The sequence below is a fragment of the Vibrio sp. 10N.286.55.E10 genome, assembly GCF_002872555.1.
GTDB classification, from domain to species: domain Bacteria; phylum Pseudomonadota; class Gammaproteobacteria; order Enterobacterales; family Vibrionaceae; genus Vibrio; species Vibrio crassostreae.
The window spans coordinates 296,885-314,557 of record NZ_MCSD01000024.1 but is presented as its reverse complement, the minus strand read 5'-3'; the positions used below and the strand labels follow the sequence as shown (position 1 = coordinate 314,557).

The 17,673-nt window shown below is 44.3% G+C and carries 19 protein-coding genes; 13 read left to right on the top strand and 6 right to left on the bottom strand.

From position 1 onward, the window contains the following. The first annotated feature begins 1 nt into the window (after position 1). Positions 2–925, top strand: a complete 924-nt coding sequence (locus tag BCV39_RS15260; RefSeq protein ID WP_102433474.1) for an ABC transporter substrate-binding protein — start codon at positions 2–4, stop codon at positions 923–925. 114 nt (positions 926–1,039) lie between these two features. Here the strand turns inward: BCV39_RS15260 and BCV39_RS15255 are convergent, their stop codons facing one another. Continuing rightward, positions 1,040–1,249, bottom strand: coding sequence for a DUF2986 domain-containing protein (locus BCV39_RS15255; protein ID WP_102433475.1), 210 nt, complete (start codon positions 1,247–1,249; stop codon positions 1,040–1,042). Between the two features lie 97 nt (positions 1,250–1,346). On the opposite strand from BCV39_RS15255, the gene BCV39_RS15250 reads away from it, so the two are divergent. Together BCV39_RS15250 and BCV39_RS15245 are read left to right on the top strand one after the other, a co-directional pair. Then, entirely contained in the window at positions 1,347–1,862 is a 516-nt protein-coding gene (locus tag BCV39_RS15250; RefSeq protein WP_048660129.1) for a GNAT family N-acetyltransferase, read from the top strand. Between the two features lie 3 nt (positions 1,863–1,865). Further along, on the top strand, positions 1,866–2,261 hold the full coding sequence (locus BCV39_RS15245) for a nitrous oxide-stimulated promoter family protein (RefSeq protein WP_017060975.1): 396 nt from the start codon (positions 1,866–1,868) through the stop codon (positions 2,259–2,261). Between the two features lie 109 nt (positions 2,262–2,370). Here the strand turns inward: BCV39_RS15245 and BCV39_RS15240 are convergent, their stop codons facing one another. Next, complete coding sequence (locus BCV39_RS15240) at positions 2,371–3,768, bottom strand: MATE family efflux transporter (RefSeq protein ID WP_102433476.1); 1,398 nt, start codon at positions 3,766–3,768, stop codon at positions 2,371–2,373. A 50-nt stretch (positions 3,769–3,818) separates the two neighbouring features. Here BCV39_RS15240 and BCV39_RS15235 point away from each other — a divergent pair, with 50 nt between their 5' ends. From BCV39_RS15235 to BCV39_RS15225, 3 genes are all read left to right on the top strand, one after another. Then, entirely contained in the window at positions 3,819–4,712 is an 894-nt protein-coding gene (locus tag BCV39_RS15235; RefSeq protein ID WP_048660132.1) for an AraC family transcriptional regulator, read from the top strand. A 148-nt stretch (positions 4,713–4,860) separates the two neighbouring features. Beyond that, positions 4,861–5,190, top strand: a complete 330-nt coding sequence (locus tag BCV39_RS15230; RefSeq protein WP_102433477.1) for a winged helix-turn-helix domain-containing protein — start codon at positions 4,861–4,863, stop codon at positions 5,188–5,190. Positions 5,191–5,366: 176 nt separating this feature from the next. Further along, positions 5,367–5,702, top strand: coding sequence for a winged helix-turn-helix domain-containing protein (locus BCV39_RS15225; protein WP_065677073.1), 336 nt, complete (start codon positions 5,367–5,369; stop codon positions 5,700–5,702). A gap of 119 nt (positions 5,703–5,821) precedes the next feature. Here the strand turns inward: BCV39_RS15225 and BCV39_RS15220 are convergent, their stop codons facing one another. Together BCV39_RS15220 and BCV39_RS15215 are read right to left on the bottom strand one after the other, a co-directional pair. Continuing rightward, a complete protein-coding gene (locus BCV39_RS15220; RefSeq protein ID WP_102433161.1) occupies positions 5,822–6,973 on the bottom strand; it encodes an MFS transporter in 1,152 nt (383 codons plus the stop codon). A gap of 270 nt (positions 6,974–7,243) precedes the next feature. Further along, on the bottom strand, positions 7,244–8,269 hold the full coding sequence (locus BCV39_RS15215; RefSeq protein ID WP_102433162.1) for an AraC family transcriptional regulator: 1,026 nt from the start codon (positions 8,267–8,269) through the stop codon (positions 7,244–7,246). Positions 8,270–8,639: 370 nt separating this feature from the next. Between BCV39_RS15215 and BCV39_RS15210 the strand changes: the two genes are divergently transcribed. Both BCV39_RS15210 and BCV39_RS15205 read left to right on the top strand, forming a co-directional pair. Continuing rightward, the gene (locus BCV39_RS15210) at positions 8,640–10,226 is read left to right on the top strand and encodes a long-chain fatty acid--CoA ligase (protein WP_102433163.1); all 1,587 of its coding nucleotides are present in this window, start codon (positions 8,640–8,642) and stop codon (positions 10,224–10,226) included. After that, the gene (locus BCV39_RS15205) at positions 10,219–11,886 is read left to right on the top strand and encodes a GMC family oxidoreductase N-terminal domain-containing protein (RefSeq protein WP_102433164.1); all 1,668 of its coding nucleotides are present in this window, start codon (positions 10,219–10,221) and stop codon (positions 11,884–11,886) included. Before BCV39_RS15210 ends, BCV39_RS15205 begins: the two co-directional genes overlap by 8 nt. Positions 11,887–11,995: 109 nt before the next feature. Here the strand turns inward: BCV39_RS15205 and trxC are convergent, their stop codons facing one another. After that, on the bottom strand, positions 11,996–12,430 hold the full coding sequence (gene trxC, locus BCV39_RS15200) for a thioredoxin TrxC (RefSeq protein ID WP_102433165.1): 435 nt from the start codon (positions 12,428–12,430) through the stop codon (positions 11,996–11,998). A 122-nt stretch (positions 12,431–12,552) separates the two neighbouring features. On the opposite strand from trxC, the gene BCV39_RS15195 reads away from it, so the two are divergent. From BCV39_RS15195 to BCV39_RS15175, 5 genes are all read left to right on the top strand, one after another. Then, the gene (locus BCV39_RS15195) at positions 12,553–13,650 is read left to right on the top strand and encodes a ketoacyl-ACP synthase III (protein ID WP_017097618.1); all 1,098 of its coding nucleotides are present in this window, start codon (positions 12,553–12,555) and stop codon (positions 13,648–13,650) included. A gap of 22 nt (positions 13,651–13,672) precedes the next feature. Beyond that, the gene (locus BCV39_RS15190; RefSeq protein ID WP_102433189.1) at positions 13,673–14,137 is read left to right on the top strand and encodes a GNAT family N-acetyltransferase; all 465 of its coding nucleotides are present in this window, start codon (positions 13,673–13,675) and stop codon (positions 14,135–14,137) included. Between the two features lie 99 nt (positions 14,138–14,236). Continuing rightward, positions 14,237–15,469, top strand: coding sequence for a glycosyltransferase family 4 protein (locus BCV39_RS15185; RefSeq protein WP_048662816.1), 1,233 nt, complete (start codon positions 14,237–14,239; stop codon positions 15,467–15,469). A 202-nt stretch (positions 15,470–15,671) separates the two neighbouring features. Beyond that, the gene (locus BCV39_RS15180) at positions 15,672–16,133 is read left to right on the top strand and encodes a YeeE/YedE family protein (RefSeq protein WP_102433166.1); all 462 of its coding nucleotides are present in this window, start codon (positions 15,672–15,674) and stop codon (positions 16,131–16,133) included. After that, positions 16,133–16,564 (top strand): YeeE/YedE family protein, encoded by a 432-nt coding sequence (locus BCV39_RS15175; RefSeq protein WP_065677065.1) that lies wholly within the window; start codon positions 16,133–16,135, stop codon positions 16,562–16,564. The genes BCV39_RS15180 and BCV39_RS15175 overlap by 1 nt, the downstream gene beginning before the upstream one ends. Positions 16,565–16,653: 89 nt before the next feature. Here BCV39_RS15175 and BCV39_RS15170 read toward each other — a convergent pair whose 3' ends face one another. Then, positions 16,654–17,529, bottom strand: a complete 876-nt coding sequence (locus tag BCV39_RS15170; protein WP_102433167.1) for an endonuclease/exonuclease/phosphatase family protein — start codon at positions 17,527–17,529, stop codon at positions 16,654–16,656. Positions 17,530–17,673: the final 144 nt, after the last annotated feature.

Here is a 17,673-nt window from a genome sequence, read left to right as displayed (position 1 = left end):
CATGACTTCTTTAATGAATCGTATTTCAAGTTCACTAAAAGCAACGGCTCAAGTGAGTGCAGTCAGCAGCCTATTGTTGGCTGGCTCAATGGTGTCTATCAGCGCTAATGCAAAGGATATCCTCACCAGTACGCCTGTGACTTACGCGTTAGCGACAGAGCTAACCAAAGGCACCGACATTACGACCGAATACCTACCACCAAAACGCTACGGCATTGATCGTCTGCCGAACTGGTTTGGTACCAAGGGTGCGAGTAAAGTGCTTCAATCTGGCGAAAAGGCGACCGTTGCGGTAACACTGTCATCCATCTGGCAAGCGGATCCTACCTTTGTATACGCAAGACAAGGCAATATCCGTTTGGTTGAGGTGGATGCGGCTCAAGCGATCACACCGCGTGCACAAGGTGTTGCAGCGCTTACATTGTCGAATGGTGATGTGTCTAAATACGCGTGGTTAAATCCGACCAACTTAACGCGTATGGCTGCAATTGTGGCTGACGACTTTAAGTTGTTGTGGCCTGCGCAAGCTGAAACGATTGATAGCAACTTACAGCGTGTGATGTTGGATGTTCGTGAACTGATCAACACGCAGCAATCGGTATTACTAGATAATGACGTAGATTCAGTATTGCTGCTTTCAGAAAGCTTGGAAGATTTTGTCTCTGGCAGCCAACTGTTTGTTGAAGAGCGTATGTTCAAAGCTGAACTGGAATGGACAGACGAAGACAAAGCCAAGCTTAAAGAGATGTTTTCGGAAGACGATGCTCTATGGTTAGTCACAGCGAAAAAGCCAACTAACTTGATTAAATCATTGGTACCGAATGAGCGTATCTTAGTGGTGGATTCTGTTGATCGTTGGGGTAGAGCAGGAATCAACAAAAAATCACCGTTTACCCGTTGGGAAGTACAGCCTTTCAAAGGCTAATCAGCGCGATTAAAATGGTAGGATCAAAAAAGCAGCCCAAATAAAGGCTGCTTTTTTTGTTCTTATCCATTGACTCAGTACGGAGATTTGGACAAGAGGACTGCGAGTTTTAACTTACTCTGCAGCTTTTGTCTCTTCAGCTTCGACAGCCGCTTCTACTGAACCTTCAGCGTGCTCTTGAGCCGCTTTAGCTTGTTCTTCAGCTTCCATTTTTGCGCGGTCAGCTTTAGAAATGTAGCGAGGCTTGTTGCTACTATGCAGTTTAGAATTCGCCTGTTTCTGCTTCTTTTTTAGAATTTGATTGATTTTTTTCTTACGGTTCATTGCTGCATAGCCTTGTATTTAGTTTAGGCGGTGGAGGATAATCATTTTAGCTCTAGAACTCAATATTTACATGGTATTCAGCAAGGAAAATATCACTATGCAGGCCGTCGAGACCGAACGTTTACGATTAAGAATGATCACGCCTCAAGATGCGGCGTTTATTCAGCGATTATACAGCTCAGAAGATTTCCTGCGTTACATTGGTGATAAGGAAATCAGCGACACTGACAAGGCTGTCGAATACATCGAAAACAACATTCTTAAGATGCACGAAGAGAAGGGAGTCTGTTTGTTGATGGTTGAAATCAAGGATTGTTCAACACCAATTGGTATCTGCGGACTAATAAAAAGAGACACCTTAGAGTCGCATGATATTGGCTACGGGTTTGTTCCTGAGTTTTATGGTCAAGGCTTTGCCCAAGAAGCAGCGGAGGCGATAATTGAACAAGCTAAGCAGAACGCTGATATCGATCATTTAGTTGCCATCACAACCTCTGATAACATTCGAAGTATCGCACTACTGACTAAATTAGGCTTTGTGTTTGAGCGAGTTGAAGATGTGATAAGCGAAAGTGTTAATCTCAACCTGTACGGTTTCTCATTAGGTAATTAAAACATGTTCCAACATAACAATATTCTACAAGGCGAGCTCGCAACGGAGTACAAAACCGTTATTGCGATGGTGCACATCTATTGCAAAGATCACCACGGTGAAGTTCGTCAGAATAATGCGTTATGTGAGGAGTGTGAGCAACTGCTGCGTTATGCCGAAACACGACTGGATAGATGTCCTTATGGCGAAGCAAAACCGACCTGTAATAAGTGTCCGATTCATTGCTATAAACCTGATCCGAAAGAGCAAATGCGTTTAGTGATGCGCTATGCCGGGCCAAGAATGCTACTTAAGCATCCTATTTTAGCGATTCGACATCTGATTCATGAGAAGCGGAAAGTGCCTGAAAAGCCGCTGCCGAACGTATCTAATCGTCATATCCGAATGAACAAGAAGTAAGTGGCGCTTGAAAGTAATTTCTAAAGAAACGAAAAAGGTCTGATTTCTCAGACCTTTTTTGATGTAGATACGATTTATCTAAGCTTGAATATAGCCAGGTAACTGTAACTTACGCCGCTTGTGGTTCTTCATAAGTAACCGTTAGGTTGTTGATCCAGCGTCGGCTCAAGTAACGGTGTGAACAGATAGCCAGTTTCACTACTTCTTCTACTAACATCAGACCATAGATGTATTTGAAGTCCCATCCAGCGATAAATGCGCAGTAAACACACACTGGAATACCCACCATCCACATCGCGATGAAATCCATACGTAGGCAGAACGCGTTATCGCCACCAGCGCGAATAATACCGTTGATGATCACCATGTTGAGCATACGAATCACCACAGCAAAACACATAATGGTCATTGCAGGTGAAGCGAGTGGGTAGAGTGCATCTGTAGAAAGGTTCAGCCATGTTAGAACATGCTCTTTGCCCATAAACAGTAGCAATCCTACAACCGCGCCAAATCCAACGACGGCTTTAATGAAGGTCAACCCCATACTCATTGCGTCATCAAACTCATCACGGCCTAATGAATGACCAAGCAGTACTGAACACGCTACCGAAATACCAAAGAAAATCGAGTAACACAGTGATTCAAACGGCGCGAGCATAGAGAACACAGCAAGTTCAGTTGTGCCCATGTGACCGAAGATCATTTGGTATGCCATAGTACCCATTGCCCATAACACGGCATTCATCGTTAGTGGCAAAGCAATACGACGGTAAGACAACCATAATGACGGACGATGTGGTGAGCTAGGCGTGGTTAACAACCAGTGGTTACGCATGCGCATGTAGCCATACATCAAGCCAACTTGAATTGCGCGAGCGAGTGTCGTCGCCAGTGCTGCACCTGCTACGCCCATAGCGGGAATACCAAAGGCACCTTTGATTAGAACGAAGTTAAGCGCAATGTTGAGTGCAATGGTCACCGCGCCCAATAGTAGTGGGGTTACGGTGTCACCTGATGAGCGCATGCTTGCTTCTACCACGACTACAATGTGAGTCAGCAGTAGAACGGGGAAGCCATACCATAGGTAAGTCGCGCCAAGTTCAATCACGGTTTGATCGCTGGTTTGCAACATCATTAAAAACTGAGAACCAAGAGTGATGATTGCAGTCACAGGCAACAGAACTTTTAAGCCAAACACCATCGCGATAGATGATACCGTTCGTGCGCTTTTTCGGTCATTCTTTCCCCAGTATTGAGCGACTAATGTTCCGTTTGCTGAGGCCAACCCTGCCATAATCATAATAGCAACGAAGTGCCATTTTGATGCAATTCCCACAGCCGCAGCTGCTTCCATACCATAGTCACTGACCATCAATACGTCAGCAAGGGCAAGAATAGCGACAAGCGCACTTTGTAAAGCAACAGGTAAACCAAGTTTAACGATACGAGGTAATATGCTCTCTGGCTTGTTATTCATAGATGAGTTAGGGTTGATGTTAGTTGTCATAAGCTCTCCGATTTATGGCAGAACTATAGTGATTTGAGCGAAGTAACAACATGTTTAAAAAACAACAAAACCTGTGCGAATCTGTCATTGATTCAATGAGACCAAAATCAACTTGGCACGATGATGTTTTTCTCGCTGAACAGTGCAAAGAACGTTTTTTGACCGTTGAAGATATTCCAGAGATGAAAAGCTTTGGTGTCTACATGGGAGGTATGGCGAAGCTATATGATGGTTATTGGGTTGAGCGAGAATCCGTTAATGTTCATACGTTGATTTTCACTATGGAAGGTGGCGGTATTCTAACAACCGCAACATCGGTACAAGAGATTACACCTTATACGCTGGTGGTTCTTCCTGCTGAAACCCCATTTCGTTTTGAACTTGATCCTCAATATAATTATTGGAAAATGGCGTGGATGCTGACGCCCGATACGCAGCAATGGCAGCACATAGCAAGTTTAGGTCAGGGGATTGTGCCGTTCGGAGAGTGTGAGCAGATCTGGTCATTAATGAACTTGGTTTACTTTGAGATAGGCGGTCGAGCCAGTTACCGTAAGTTACTCTTGAGTGAAATTATCCGAACATTGACGGGATTTGAGCCTAAGTCGACCAGTACTACTGCACGTGTTCAAGCACTCTATAATGAGATTGAAAGCAGTCTGCACCAACCATGGACCGTCGCTGGCATGGCACAAAGGGTGTTTATCAGCGAAGAGCAACTTAATCGAGTCACCAAGACGCTATTCGACCTATCACCACGCAGCAAATTGATTCAGTTGAGAATGGATAAAGCCACCAGTTTGTTGAAGCAGCAAGATTGGTCGGTGTCGATGATAGCCAATCGTCTAGGCTATAAAGACCCATATAACTTCTCACATCGTTTCAAAAAGCATTTCGGTCTGTCACCTAGTCAATATCGAAAGAGTCATCGACTGCCCGGTTAGCCATGCTTATTTCCTCGATCAATTACGCAAGATCAAACTTTGCAGTAATATTACTGTATTGAGCTATCTATCAATTTAGTATTTTTGCCCTATTCGGTACTATCAGAAACATCTAAAAGCACGACTGCATATGCAGGGTGAGGTATAAATGCAACAAGATATCGGCGAGGTGGATGATTTTGTTCTTCCATCAAAGCTCATTTTAAATAGTAAAGAGTTTCAATCAGGCACAAAAATTGTTCGAAAACAGGGCTGTGGTTCAATAATAGGAACGCTTTCTGAGCCTCATCGTAAAGTGCTTTTCTATCTTTACCTGAACAGAGGTCAAGTAGTTAGCAAGCAAATATTGAAGCGTGTAGGTTGGGCCGGTAAAGCGGTGACATGTGCGTCTGTATTGGTGGCTATTTACGAGATCAGAAGAGTTCTCGACTGTCGTTGTATTCAAACAATTTCCAACGAAGGGTATGTCATGGAGTAATAAATAATCTCCTATTGATATCCTATTAATATTTTAATAATAAAAATTTAATCTCTTTACCGTACGAATTCCATTGATTATCGTCAAATCTAAAACGTCCACATATAAGCGACGTTATATAAATACGAACAAATCTGACATTGTCGCTGGCTATATAGTAAGGGAATTATCTAAAAATGGACTCTTATCCTGGAATAGAAACGAACCACTCTGAAAACAACGTAATACTTGAATTAAACGGTAAAATTGTTGAACTCAACACCAAACTTATTCGCAATGTAGAGAATGGCTACGTACTGGCTACCATGCCTTTGGCATACCGAAAGATCATTTTATTTATGAATCGACATCGAGGTGAATTGTTCAGTGTTGGTCAATTAAAGAAGATTGGCTGGGAAAGTGAGAAAGTCACCAATTCTTCTGTGATCGTCGCCATATCGGAAATTCGATCTTTGTTTGGTGATGGGCTGATCATGACGATAACGGGTGAAGGTTACGTGTTCCAACCTTAAACACTGTTCGCTGGTTTTATATTTCTCCGCATTATTACAGTTAAAGAAAAGGGCGCTTCATTTAGACGATTAGTCATCACGAAGAGCCCCACTATTCTCTATCTAATGAACTTGCTATATCACTCGCCAGCAATCTGTAGAGGAGAACGCTTTAGACTTGCGATTAACATGTAAATCGTTGTCGCTAGCAGAGACGCAAACAGGTAAGTAAATAGTCCTGCTTGAGAGTCCATAAAGCTATCTGCAACTAATGGCCCTGCGACTGAACCGATGCTGTAACACAACAGCATAACCTGAGTCACTGACACCAGATAGCTTGGGTCTAAGTTACGACAACCTAAGTTAATCGCAATTGGGTAAAGTGCGAATGTTGCCATGCCCAGTACGAATAGGCTCATGCCTAGTACGTAGAAATCATGGTTTATCGTTATTACACCAATGCTTGCAACCCCTAGTAAGCTGAACAGAGCCATTAATAACACTTGTCCTATGTGGTGAGATAACCATGTCACCATCGGCTGAACAGCCATACCACCCATAATTACTAACGCCATCAAACCACCAATATCTTGGTGTGCGATGTTGCGCTGAGCCAGCTCTACAGGCATCAAGCCATAAATAGAACCAAGTGTTAGCCCCGATACAATACAACCAATTAGTGCGCTGTGGCTCAGTTTGCTGATTTGCTTCAGTGATAAAGACTTAGCATCGTGAATTTGTGGTGCTGTCGCTTGTCCGTACATCAACACAATGATTGCACCAAACAACAAGGTGAACATTGCAATGAAAGGCACGCCGCCTGTAATACCAAGGTATCCAATGCCAAGTTGACCAACGGCAGATCCGCCGTATAGCGAACACATGTAAACCCCTAAACGTTTCGCACGCTGAGATTCATCACCGCTCATTAGCCAAGATTCAACAATTACGAAGATGCCCGCTACCGCAACACCAGCAACAAAACGAGCCAATAGCCATACCGCTTGATGTGGGATCAATGGCAATACAAGGATCGTTGCAATGAATACGCTCAGTGCCACCACGAATGCGTCTTTATGACCAATACGAGCGATGGCGCGTTCAATCAATAACGTACCCGCTAGAAGACCTGCATAAAAGGCACTCGCCAACCAACTCGATAGATTACTGTCTAAGCCATACTCAGACAGCATTAATGGTAATGAACTCATTAAGTAGCCTGAAGCTATCGCGTAAAAAGACAATGCAATAACAGGAACAGTTATGCGGGTTGTTGGTTGGATGTTGTCCAATGCAGCAGCCTCTAAATAGTGAAAGAAACGATGAATTTTCCGCGACTATGGGGGAGAAACTGGATTGGGTAAAACGAATAAAAATGGTCGTGAAGATAAAAGAAATTTATCGTGTTTGTTAGCTAAAATACCGTTGTGATATTTCATGTTTTCGCGATATTTTCTGCGGTTAAATAGCCGATAAAGCGTTGTTCAAACGACTATTTAATTTGAAAGACGGAGAGAGGTTCGTTGTATTCATCAGATTTTAATTTAGGGCGTTTAATCGTGTTAGACCACTTCTTGTCGGTATTGTCTGGGCGAGCTTCCACTCCACTTACGAAAGGCATGTCGAAAGTTAGCGCTGTCTGAAAACCCAACGCGCTCAGATATCTCTTCAATGCTCATTTGAGTTGAAGAAAGGTAGTGTCGAGAAAGGTGAAAACGAACGTGGTCCAGTATCTTCTGGTAGCTGGTATCGGCAGCTTTAAGGTGCCGGCGTAGCGTTCGAGAAGACATCCCCAATTCTGATGAAATAGATTCTATCGAAGGGTAACATCCAGGTCTCTCTAGTAGCATTTGAGAGACTTTTTCTTTTAGGCTGGTGGACGCACTGACTTTTGCCAACATGTCGTCACACGATTTCAGACACATCTGCAGCGTGATGGTATTGGCGGTAGGAAGAGGCGAGTACAAACTTGTTGCATCAAACTGCCATTCAAGGCGATCACTATTGAATTCAACAGGGCAACGGAAAATTTCTGTGTAGAGGTCGCCGTATTCTGGCTTCGGGTAAGGGAAGCGGATCACTTGGGATGGGAATGGTTGTTGTAGTACTTCTTCACACAGGCTTTGAATTGCGGTGAACCAATATTCGCAACAAAATGGCAGCAGCGAGTCCAAGTCGATCAGCTGCTCGGCTCTAAAGTATCCAACGTTATCTTTTACTGACATCGTTTTTCTAAGTACTGGACCGGCAAGTTGCAGATATTTAAATCCGATCAACAAAGCATCTAATAGCGTCTCGCTACTGAACACCGCATAGCCCAATACACCAAAGTCGCTAAATCGTGCTTGTTGGCCGACTCTTAACCCTAAACCACCTTCATCTGTGTTCGCTAACGCATTACTGAACACAGCAAGCTTTTGCGCCAAAGTGATGTGTGTATCAGGTGTGTTGAGTTGGAGAGCATTGATGTTACTGCCTTCGAGTAACTCTTCGATACTTAGATCAGGCGATAGGTAACGATGCAGCAACTGAAGATCCAGAATGCCGAATGCTTGCATATCGGGTTCGTAAACTGCGGTGTATTCCATAAGCTGCCTCTTGTTGAATATCGATATCTTAACCGAACTTTTAACATTTACGCCTGTTGCTTGTTCTCACTTTCCTAAGCTTGTTCAAACTTTTGCTTTATGTGTGCAAGGTTTTTCAAGGTCTGATTGAGCTATGTCCGAATATCACCGGTTTTTGTCTTTTTGAAACCTGTTCGAAATGTTATCGAAATGTTGTAATTTGATGGGTTGCACATTGGAGCGCCTCAAACATTTTGCTCAATAAGTATTCTTACCTACATGACACGCCAATGTGCAGGCTCTGATAGCAACAAAGACAACACTTATTACAACGATTAAAACGTCTAAGGCGAAGGTGACCGCTAGGTCTAGCCAAATAAGGAGATCATGGATGCACAATCTTGCTGTTAACTTGGAACGTAGCGCTTCGCTGTTTCCAACTAAAGCCGCTCTGCGTATGGGCACGGATGAAATTAGCTTCGCTCAGTTGGAACAACTTGCTGGGAAGGTAGCCGCCAATCTAGAACGACTTGGGTTAAAAAAGGGCGATAAGGTCGCGCTGTCGTGTCCCAATGTGACTTATTTTCCCATTGCTTATTACGGTATTCTAAAAGCAGGCTGTGTCGTTGTGCCTTTAAACGTGTTGTTTAAGGGCAGAGAGATCGCTTATCACCTCAATGATTCTGATGCGAAAGCTTACCTTTGTTTTGATGGCAGTGAAGAGTTACCTATTGGACGCTATGGATTACAAGGTTTTGTCCAGGTCGATAACTGCGAACATTTCGTGTCTATGCCAATACCAAACGGCGCAACATCCATGCTTTCAGAAAACCATGAGCAGTATGAATCAATAGCTGATTGGTTAGCACAACCTTTGACTCCCTTTGAATCTGTGGCTTGTCATGGCGATGATACTGCTGTGATCCTTTATACCTCTGGTACGACTGGGCAGCCAAAAGGGGCTGAGCTTTCCCACACCAACATGCAAACCAATGCGATGTCTTCGCAGTATCTTATGAGATTGGAATATAGCGATACCACAATGGCCACACTTCCTCTATTCCACAGTTTTGGCCAAACCGTGATGATGAACGCGAGCGTGTTAACGGGCTCTACCATGGTGCTGATTCCGCGCTTTGAGCCGTCCTTGGTGATCGAGCAGATCATTAACCATAAAGTCAGTGTGTTTGCGGGCGTTCCTACTATGTATATTGCGCTTCTAAAAGCTGGAGAAGAGTCTTTAGAGCGCTCAGAGCAAGTCAAACACAGTTTGAGGTTAGGCGTATCTGGCGGAGCTTCTATGCCGCTTGAGGTTATACGACAGTTTGAATCTCGTTTCGAATTACCAGTCTTAGAAGGGTATGGGCTGTCTGAAACTGCGCCGGTTGCGACCTTTAATCACATTGATGGCGATAGACTTTCGGGCAGTGTGGGTCAGCCTTTATGTGGTCACCTTATTAAGATTGCAGACATCCAAGGCAACTCTGTCGCTATGGGTGATTTGGGAGAAGTCTGCATTAAAAGCCCAAGTGTCATGAAAGGTTATTATCAACGACCTGAAGCAACGGCAGAAGCGATCAGAGACGGTTGGTTTTTAACGGGTGACATCGGACGCGTCGATGAGCACGGTAACTTGTTTATTGTTGATCGTGTTAAAGACATGATCATTCGTGGTGGTTACAACGTTTATCCACGAGAAATTGAAGAAGTATTGATGTGTCACCCTGATGTGGAGATGGTGGCGGTGGTGGGCGAGCACCATGATCAGTTGGGTGAAGAGATTCACGCCCATGTTGTACTTCACGAGCATACCCAGTGTGATAGCAAAGCCTTGATGGCTTGGTGTCGTGAGCAACTCGCGGACTACAAATATCCTCGTAAGGTGTTTATTCGTAGCGCCTTACCCATGACTGCTACCGGAAAAGTCTTAAAACGAGAGCTACACCCTTTAGAAGTTGCGGAGGCAATCAATGGATAACTATGACTTTATCATCGTAGGTGGCGGTTCGGCTGGTTGTGTGATGGCTTCTCGATTGTCGGAAGACCCTAATGTGACGGTTTGCTTGTTAGAAGCTGGCGGTAAAGATACGAGCCCATTTATTCATACGCCGGTTGGCGTTGTGGCTATGATGCCGACCAAGCTCAATAACTGGGCTTTCAAGACAGTCGAACAGCCGGGTTTAAATGGTAGGAAGGGCTATCAACCGAGGGGCAAGACTCTCGGTGGTTCCAGCTCTATCAATGCCATGATGTACGCCCGTGGACATCGTTATGACTATGACACATGGGAGAGCTTAGGCAATGCTGGCTGGAACTATGATTCGTGTCTGCCTTACTTTAAGAAAGCAGAAAACAACGAAGTTCACCAAGATGAGTATCACGGCCAAGGTGGTCCTCTTAATGTGGCAAATCTTAGGTCGCCAAGCCCGATGTTGGAGCGGTATTTAACTGCGTGTGAGTCGATAGGTGTGCCACGCAATGAAGATATAAATGGGGCTGCTCAGTTTGGTGCAATGCCGACTCAGGTCACTCAGCTGAATGGCGAACGGTGCAGTGCTGCAAAGGCTTACCTAACTCCAAACCTGTCACGATCGAATCTTACCGTCGTGACCAAAGCAACCACACATAAGGTTTTGTTTGAAGGTAAGAAAGCGGTAGGTGTTGAATACGGCTCCAATGGCAAACGTTATCAGATCCGATGCAACAAGGAAGTCATTTTGTCTGCAGGTGCTTTTGGCTCTCCCCAATTGCTATTACTGTCTGGTGTCGGTTGTAAAGCTGAACTAGAGACGCATGGTATCGAACAAGTTCATGAATTACCCGGTGTGGGCAAGAGCCTGCAAGATCATATCGACTTGGTTCACTCCTATAAGTGCAGCGAAAAGCGCGAAACGTTCGGTATTTCATTGCAAATGGCATCTGAAATGACCAAAGCACTGCCCTTATGGCACAAAGAACGCCGTGGTAAGATGAGCAGTAACTTTGCAGAGGGAATCGGCTTTCTTTGTTCCGATGATCATATCGCTGTGCCGGATTTAGAGTTTGTATTTGTCGTTGCAGTAGTCGATGATCATGCGAGGAAAATTCATACCAGTCATGGGTTTACCTCGCATGTCACCTTACTGAGACCTAAAAGCCATGGCACCGTAACACTGAATAGCGCCGATCCCTACGATCCGCCAAAGATCGACCCTGCGTTTTTCAGCCATCCTGAAGACATGGAGATCATGATTAAAGGGTGGAAAAAGCAGTATCAAATGCTAGAAAGCGAAGCGTTCGATGATATTCGTGGCAATGCTTTTTATCCTGTTGATGTCAATGATGACAAGGCTATAGAGCAAGACATCCGTAACCGAGCTGATACCCAATATCACCCTGTTGGAACCTGTAAAATGGGGCCTAATAGTGATTCATTAGCCGTGGTAGATAAAGATCTCAAAGTTTATGGATTGGATAACTTGAGAGTCATTGATGCTTCGGTAATGCCGACACTGATTGGGGCAAACACTAATGCGCCAACCATTATGATTGCTGAAAAAGTCGCTGATCAGATTAAAAGCCAATACAACTTAGATAAGAAAGACAGTGTAAATAAGCAGGTCGCGAATGAGAGCGCAGAACACGAAATGACTGGTTAGCCGGAAAGGTTAGAGAAAACAAGCAGGTTTACAATAGGTTAGGGAGCCTTATTTATTAAGATTCCTTAACCTATTTTGTTTGTTGATCACTGAAAGAATCGAAACAAACTTACTTCGTTAGAGCTTGATTAAGCCATTGATCAAATTGGCCTTTTGGTAACGCACCGTTGATCGTGTCGACACGTTTACCGTCTTTAAAGACCATCACCGTCGGAATACTTCTGATTTGATACATTGCAGCAAGCTGTTGCTGAGCTTCAGTATCAATCTTAACGAATCGAACATCTCCAGAGCGTTCTTTTGCAACGTCGCTGAACACAGGCGCGAAGCCTACACATGGGTTACACCATGTCGCCCAGAAGTCGACAACTACAGGCTGTGAACTGTTCAAGATAGATTGGAAATTAAGTGATGTTCCCTCGATAGGAGCGCCATCGAGCAGTGCTGTTTTGCATTTACCACAAGTTGGGCTTTCTGAAATTCTTTCTGAAGGAACTCGGTTTATGCCATTACAAGAAGGGCAGCGTGTGTTGAATGTAGACATAAGTTTCTCTTTTTATTGTAACTCCGTGGCTAACGTGATTTACGAATCACGCACGGAGCGCTTATACTGTTTAAAACTAGAATACGATACTTAAATAAAAACAAACAATAAACAGGTAAATGATGACAAAATTTTACGCCGAAATTACTGGCTGGGGAAAGTGTCTGCCACCAGCCGTGCTGTCCAATGATGATTTAAGCACTTTCATTGATACGTCTGACGAGTGGATTCGTACTCGAACTGGTATCGAAAACCGTCGTATCAGTCATGTAAATACCTCTGAGCTAGCGACTGTTGCTGCTCAACACGCAATGGCGTGCGCTGGCCTTACTGCCGAAGATATCGATCTCGTGATCATCGCAACGTGCAGCCCTGATTCTCTTATTCCAAATACTGCGTCTAAGGTTCAACAGAACCTAGGTATCAAGAGCGCAGCGGCTTTTGACCTTAACGCAGCATGTACAGGCTTCATTTACGGTGTTGAAACCGCAACTCGATTGATTCAAGCGGGCAACTACCGCAATGCAATCGTTGTGGGCGCAGAACGTCTTTCATTCTTCATCGACTGGACCAAGCGTGATACTGCGGTTCTATTCGGTGATGGCGCTGGCGCTGTGGTTCTATCTCGCACTGAAGAACAAGTTGGCCTGCAAGAAGCGCAGATAGGTTGTGACGCAGAAGGCCGCGATATTCTAGCGGTACCCAAGTTCGGTACATCTATGGATCGCTTCGCTGCTGACAACGGTTACTGGGACTTTGATTTCGTAGGTAAAGAGATCTTCAAACGAGCGGTTAAAGGCATGGGTGCAGCAGCACACACAGTATTGAGCCGTACTGGCATCTCAACAGACAACATTGACGTTGTGATTCCACATCAAGCAAATATCCGAATCATTCAAACTCTGTGCGATATGGCGGGCATTGAACGTGAGAAAGCGTTCGTGAACATTCAAAATTACGGCAACACGTCGGCTGCGACTGTGCCAATTGCATTGTGTGAATCGTTAGAGCAAGGCTTTGTTAAACCGAACTCAAACATCCTTGTAGCGGCATTCGGTGCTGGTTTAACTTGGGGTGCTGGTCATATTAAATGGGGTAGCCGTGTTGAACCACTAGGTCAATCGGATGCTAAGCTTCCAGAAGCGGATAAGTCGGCTTTAGAGCTTTTGGAAAGAGCCATTTTACACTGTAAAACGCGTCCTAATTCTGAGAACGAGTAGCAACATGGCGCAAGTTCGTTTTATGGCAAAAGCCGACCTTGATGGTGCGGCTTTAGTTCACCAAGCTACTTTTGTTCGACAGCAAAACTCAAAAGATTGGTTACAATGTAACTTAAGCGCTTCACCACGCTTTCTTAACTTCGTTGCAGAGAGCGAAGGTGAGATTGTTGGCTACATAATTTGGGTGCAAAAGAGTGGGTTTAGACCTGAAGCTGTTTTAGAACTAGAGCAACTTGCCGTGTTACCAAGTGCGCAGGGGAAAGGATTGGGAAAACAACTGATTCTGGACTCCTTGCCGCAAGTGAAGCAGAAGCTAGCAGAGCAAGGCTCGACGCTAAAACATGTATTAGTGACCACCAGAGCTGACAACTTTGCACAAAAGCTTTATCAATTGACGTTAGGTGCAGAGGTCGAAACCACGATTTCAAACCTGTACTCTGCTGATGAAGTGCTTATGATAGCTCGCAATGTAGGTGAGCGAATCTGATCGCTGAGTTCTTAGAACCAATTATAATCAGCTGTATAAATTGATTTACGTTTAATTAGGGACTTCTACAGTCCCTTTTGTTATTTCTTAGGAAGTGTTTTGAAGAAAGTTTTAGCAATTGGCTACGTTTGGCCAGAACCGAATTCATCGGCGGCTGGCAGCCACATGATGTCTCTTTTGCGTCTATTTAAGAGACAAGGTTGGTCTGTTGAATTCGCAACGCCAGCTCAAGAAACCGAGCACATGATCGACCTCTCAGAAGAGGGCATCACAAGCCAATCTATTCAGCTAAATTGCGATAGCTTTGACCAGTACATCGAAGAGCTGCAACCTGATGTTGTAATGTTTGACCGCTTTATGATGGAAGAGCAATTCGGCTGGCGCGTTGAGAAGGTATGTCCGAATGCCTTTAAACTACTGGATACTGAAGATTTACAATTCCTACGCAATGCTCGACATGAAGCAGTTAAGAAAGAGACAGAGTTAACGAAAGAATACCTGTACAGTGATTTGGCGAAACGTGAAATTGCCGCGATTCTGCGCTGTGATCTTTCGTTGATCATCTCAAGCTACGAGATGGAACTGCTCCAATCTGAGTTCAATATCGATCCAAAGCTGTTACATCATCTGCCGTTTATGGTTGATCTTAATACGTTACCTGAAAGCACAAAAAGTTTTGAAGAACGTAAGCATTTCATGACGATAGGTAACTTTAGACATGCGCCTAACTGGGATGCGGTGCTTCAGTTACAGAAGATTTGGCCGAAGATTCGTAAGCAGTTGCCTGACACTGAGCTTCATATTTACGGTTCATACCCGCCGCCAAAGGCAACCGCTTTGCATAACCCTAAAACCGGTTTCCACATCAAAGGTTGGGCTAAAGATGCTCAAGAAGTGATGGAACAGGCACGTGTTTGTGTTGCGCCATTACGTTTTGGTGCGGGCATTAAAGGTAAGCTGCTTGATGCGATGAAGCTGCAAACTCCAAACGTGACGAGTGAGATCGGCAGTGAAGGCATGCTACCACAAGGCAAACTGCAATGGCCGGGTGCGGTGGCAGATGATATCGACGAGTTTGTTGAACAAGCTGTCGCTCTCTATAAAGATGAAGATAAGTGGCTTCAAGCTCAAAGCCAGTGTCATTCAATTCTTGAAGCGTACTATGAACAGAATCAACTGGGCGACAAATTGATCGAGCGATTAATTGCGCTAGATTCTGAGCTTGATTCGCATCGACTGGATAATTTCTTCGGTTCAATGCTAAAGCACCACAGCATGGCAAGCACTAAGTACATGTCGCAGTGGATTGCGGAGAAGAATAAGATTAAATAACGGTTCTTTACCACAGACAGAAGAAATCTTAAGCCCTTAGGTTAACACCTAGGGGCTTTTTTCATGGGGGAAGCTTTTTGATTACTGATTTACAAACCGAAACATGCTGGTATTACATTAGCATTGACTAATTTATATTTATTAGTAAACTCTAATTTAAATAGCGGTGAGTTAGATTCGAGTTTGTGGATAGGAGAGGCCAGTGGTTAGTTTTATTCCTTGGGATGCTTTTTTCGGTGGCATGTTGTTAGGTGTGTCGGCCATTGTTTTAATGTTGGGCATTGGTCGAGTTGCAGGTATTAGTGGCATTGTCAGCCGTTTATTACCAGTTCGCACCAGCAACAAAGAAAGCAAAGACACGGATGCAGAAAAAACTGAAAAGCATTGGCGTATCGCGTTTGTTGTTGGAATGGTAGTTAGTGGTTGGTTGTTAATTCCTACCGGTTACCAACTCCCTCAATTGGAAGAGATGAACCTTTTGGTAGTCGTTATTGCTGGTCTGTTAGTCGGTTTTGGCACTAAAACGGCAAACGGCTGTACTAGTGGGCATGGCATTGTCGGCATGGCGCGTTTGTCTAAACGCTCCATTATCACAACGTGTGTATTCATGGGTGTGGCAATAGCAACCGTGCTTATCAAGAACCTGATAGGGTTGGGGGCATAATGAAAAATTCTTCATTTAGTATCGTTGTTGGTTTACTTGCTGGAATCTTGTTTGGCTCGGGTATGATCATCTCAGGTATGGTTGATCCAAAGAAAGTACTTGGCTTCTTAGATGTGACTGGCAATTGGGATATCAGCTTGGCATTTGTGATGGGCGGTGCGCTACTGGTGTTCGCTCCGTTTTATCACTTAGTCATTAAAAAGCGCGCTAAAGCGATCAATGGTGAGCCGTTAGATAGCCGTAACAATCCGCTAATCGACAGAAAACTGATTCTAGGTTCAACAGCGTTTGGATTAGGTTGGGGGCTTGCAGGCTTTTGTCCAGGACCTGCTGTTACGAGTCTTAGTGGCGGTAACCCAACCGTGTGGGTGTTTATGATAAGCATGCTGGCGGGGATGTGGTTGGCAGGTCGAACGAATAAAACCTGTTAGGGTAAACCTATCGTGTATCGAATTGGCTTGATATAAGCATTAGAGAGGCCGACTCGCAGCCAGTCGGTCTCTTTTTAGATCTACAACAATTAGTTGATAGTCGTTGAAACTGGGCAGTGGTCACTGAGTTTGTAGTCCAGCACATCTTGCGTTTCAAATACCTTTTGTTTCGCAGGAGTAGCATCTAAGGACTTGCTCACCACAATATGGTCTATTACAGAACGGAACTGGTGCGTGCGGTGGTTATTACGATTTGAGCGAACCTTACAATCTGCACGGGTCTTCCTTGTCGCCAAACGAGCATCCGTGTTTTCAGTTAAATCCTTCCACATCCAATCTCTTGAGTAGGATAGGTTATGGTTGAAGTCGCCTAAGATCGCGTAGTCTTCACCGTTACGTTCTCTTTGTTGTATCCATTTATTCAGTTGCTGTGCTTGGTCTTTTAGGCGCGAACAATCGCGGTTAGACTTATACGCTCCGCTGCAGCCTGCCTTTAAATGCACAGACAACATGTGAATTGGTTTTGAGTCCGTTTCAACGACCACATAGCTGGCAAACCTAAGCTTGCTGTTAGAATCCAACTCCAGAGGAAAGTCAGCGTAGTCGGTGAGTGTGATTCCTTTGCGAACTGCGAAGCCTGTGTATTGGTTCACTTCTTTGAACTGGCGGTTACTGTTTTCTGGTAATGCTCGGTCAGACATCAATATCTTGTATTGATCGCCAGCCACGCGCTGAATGGCATTTAAGTCGTCGACTTCCTGAAAGGCGACCACATCCGCATCTAAAGACTGAAAGTATTCTTCAAGTTTGTTGAAATCAGCTTGATCACGTTGGGCGGAAAACTTATTCACAGCCTCGTTGGTTGATAACCATTCGATATTCCAACTGGATATGGTCAAAGGTTCAGCAAATGCGTGGCTACTGAGTACGCAACCTAACATTATCCAGTTTCGAAGTCGTTTCATGCCAAATATCCCTAATTTTGTCTGCCAATATTGATGAGCCGTTATCCTACAACACTTACCAAAAATTCAACTCTTTTTAGCAGTTTTTTTATTGTTACATTGTTTCTTTTCGACTTGAGAACTGGCGTAATAATATTGAATTGA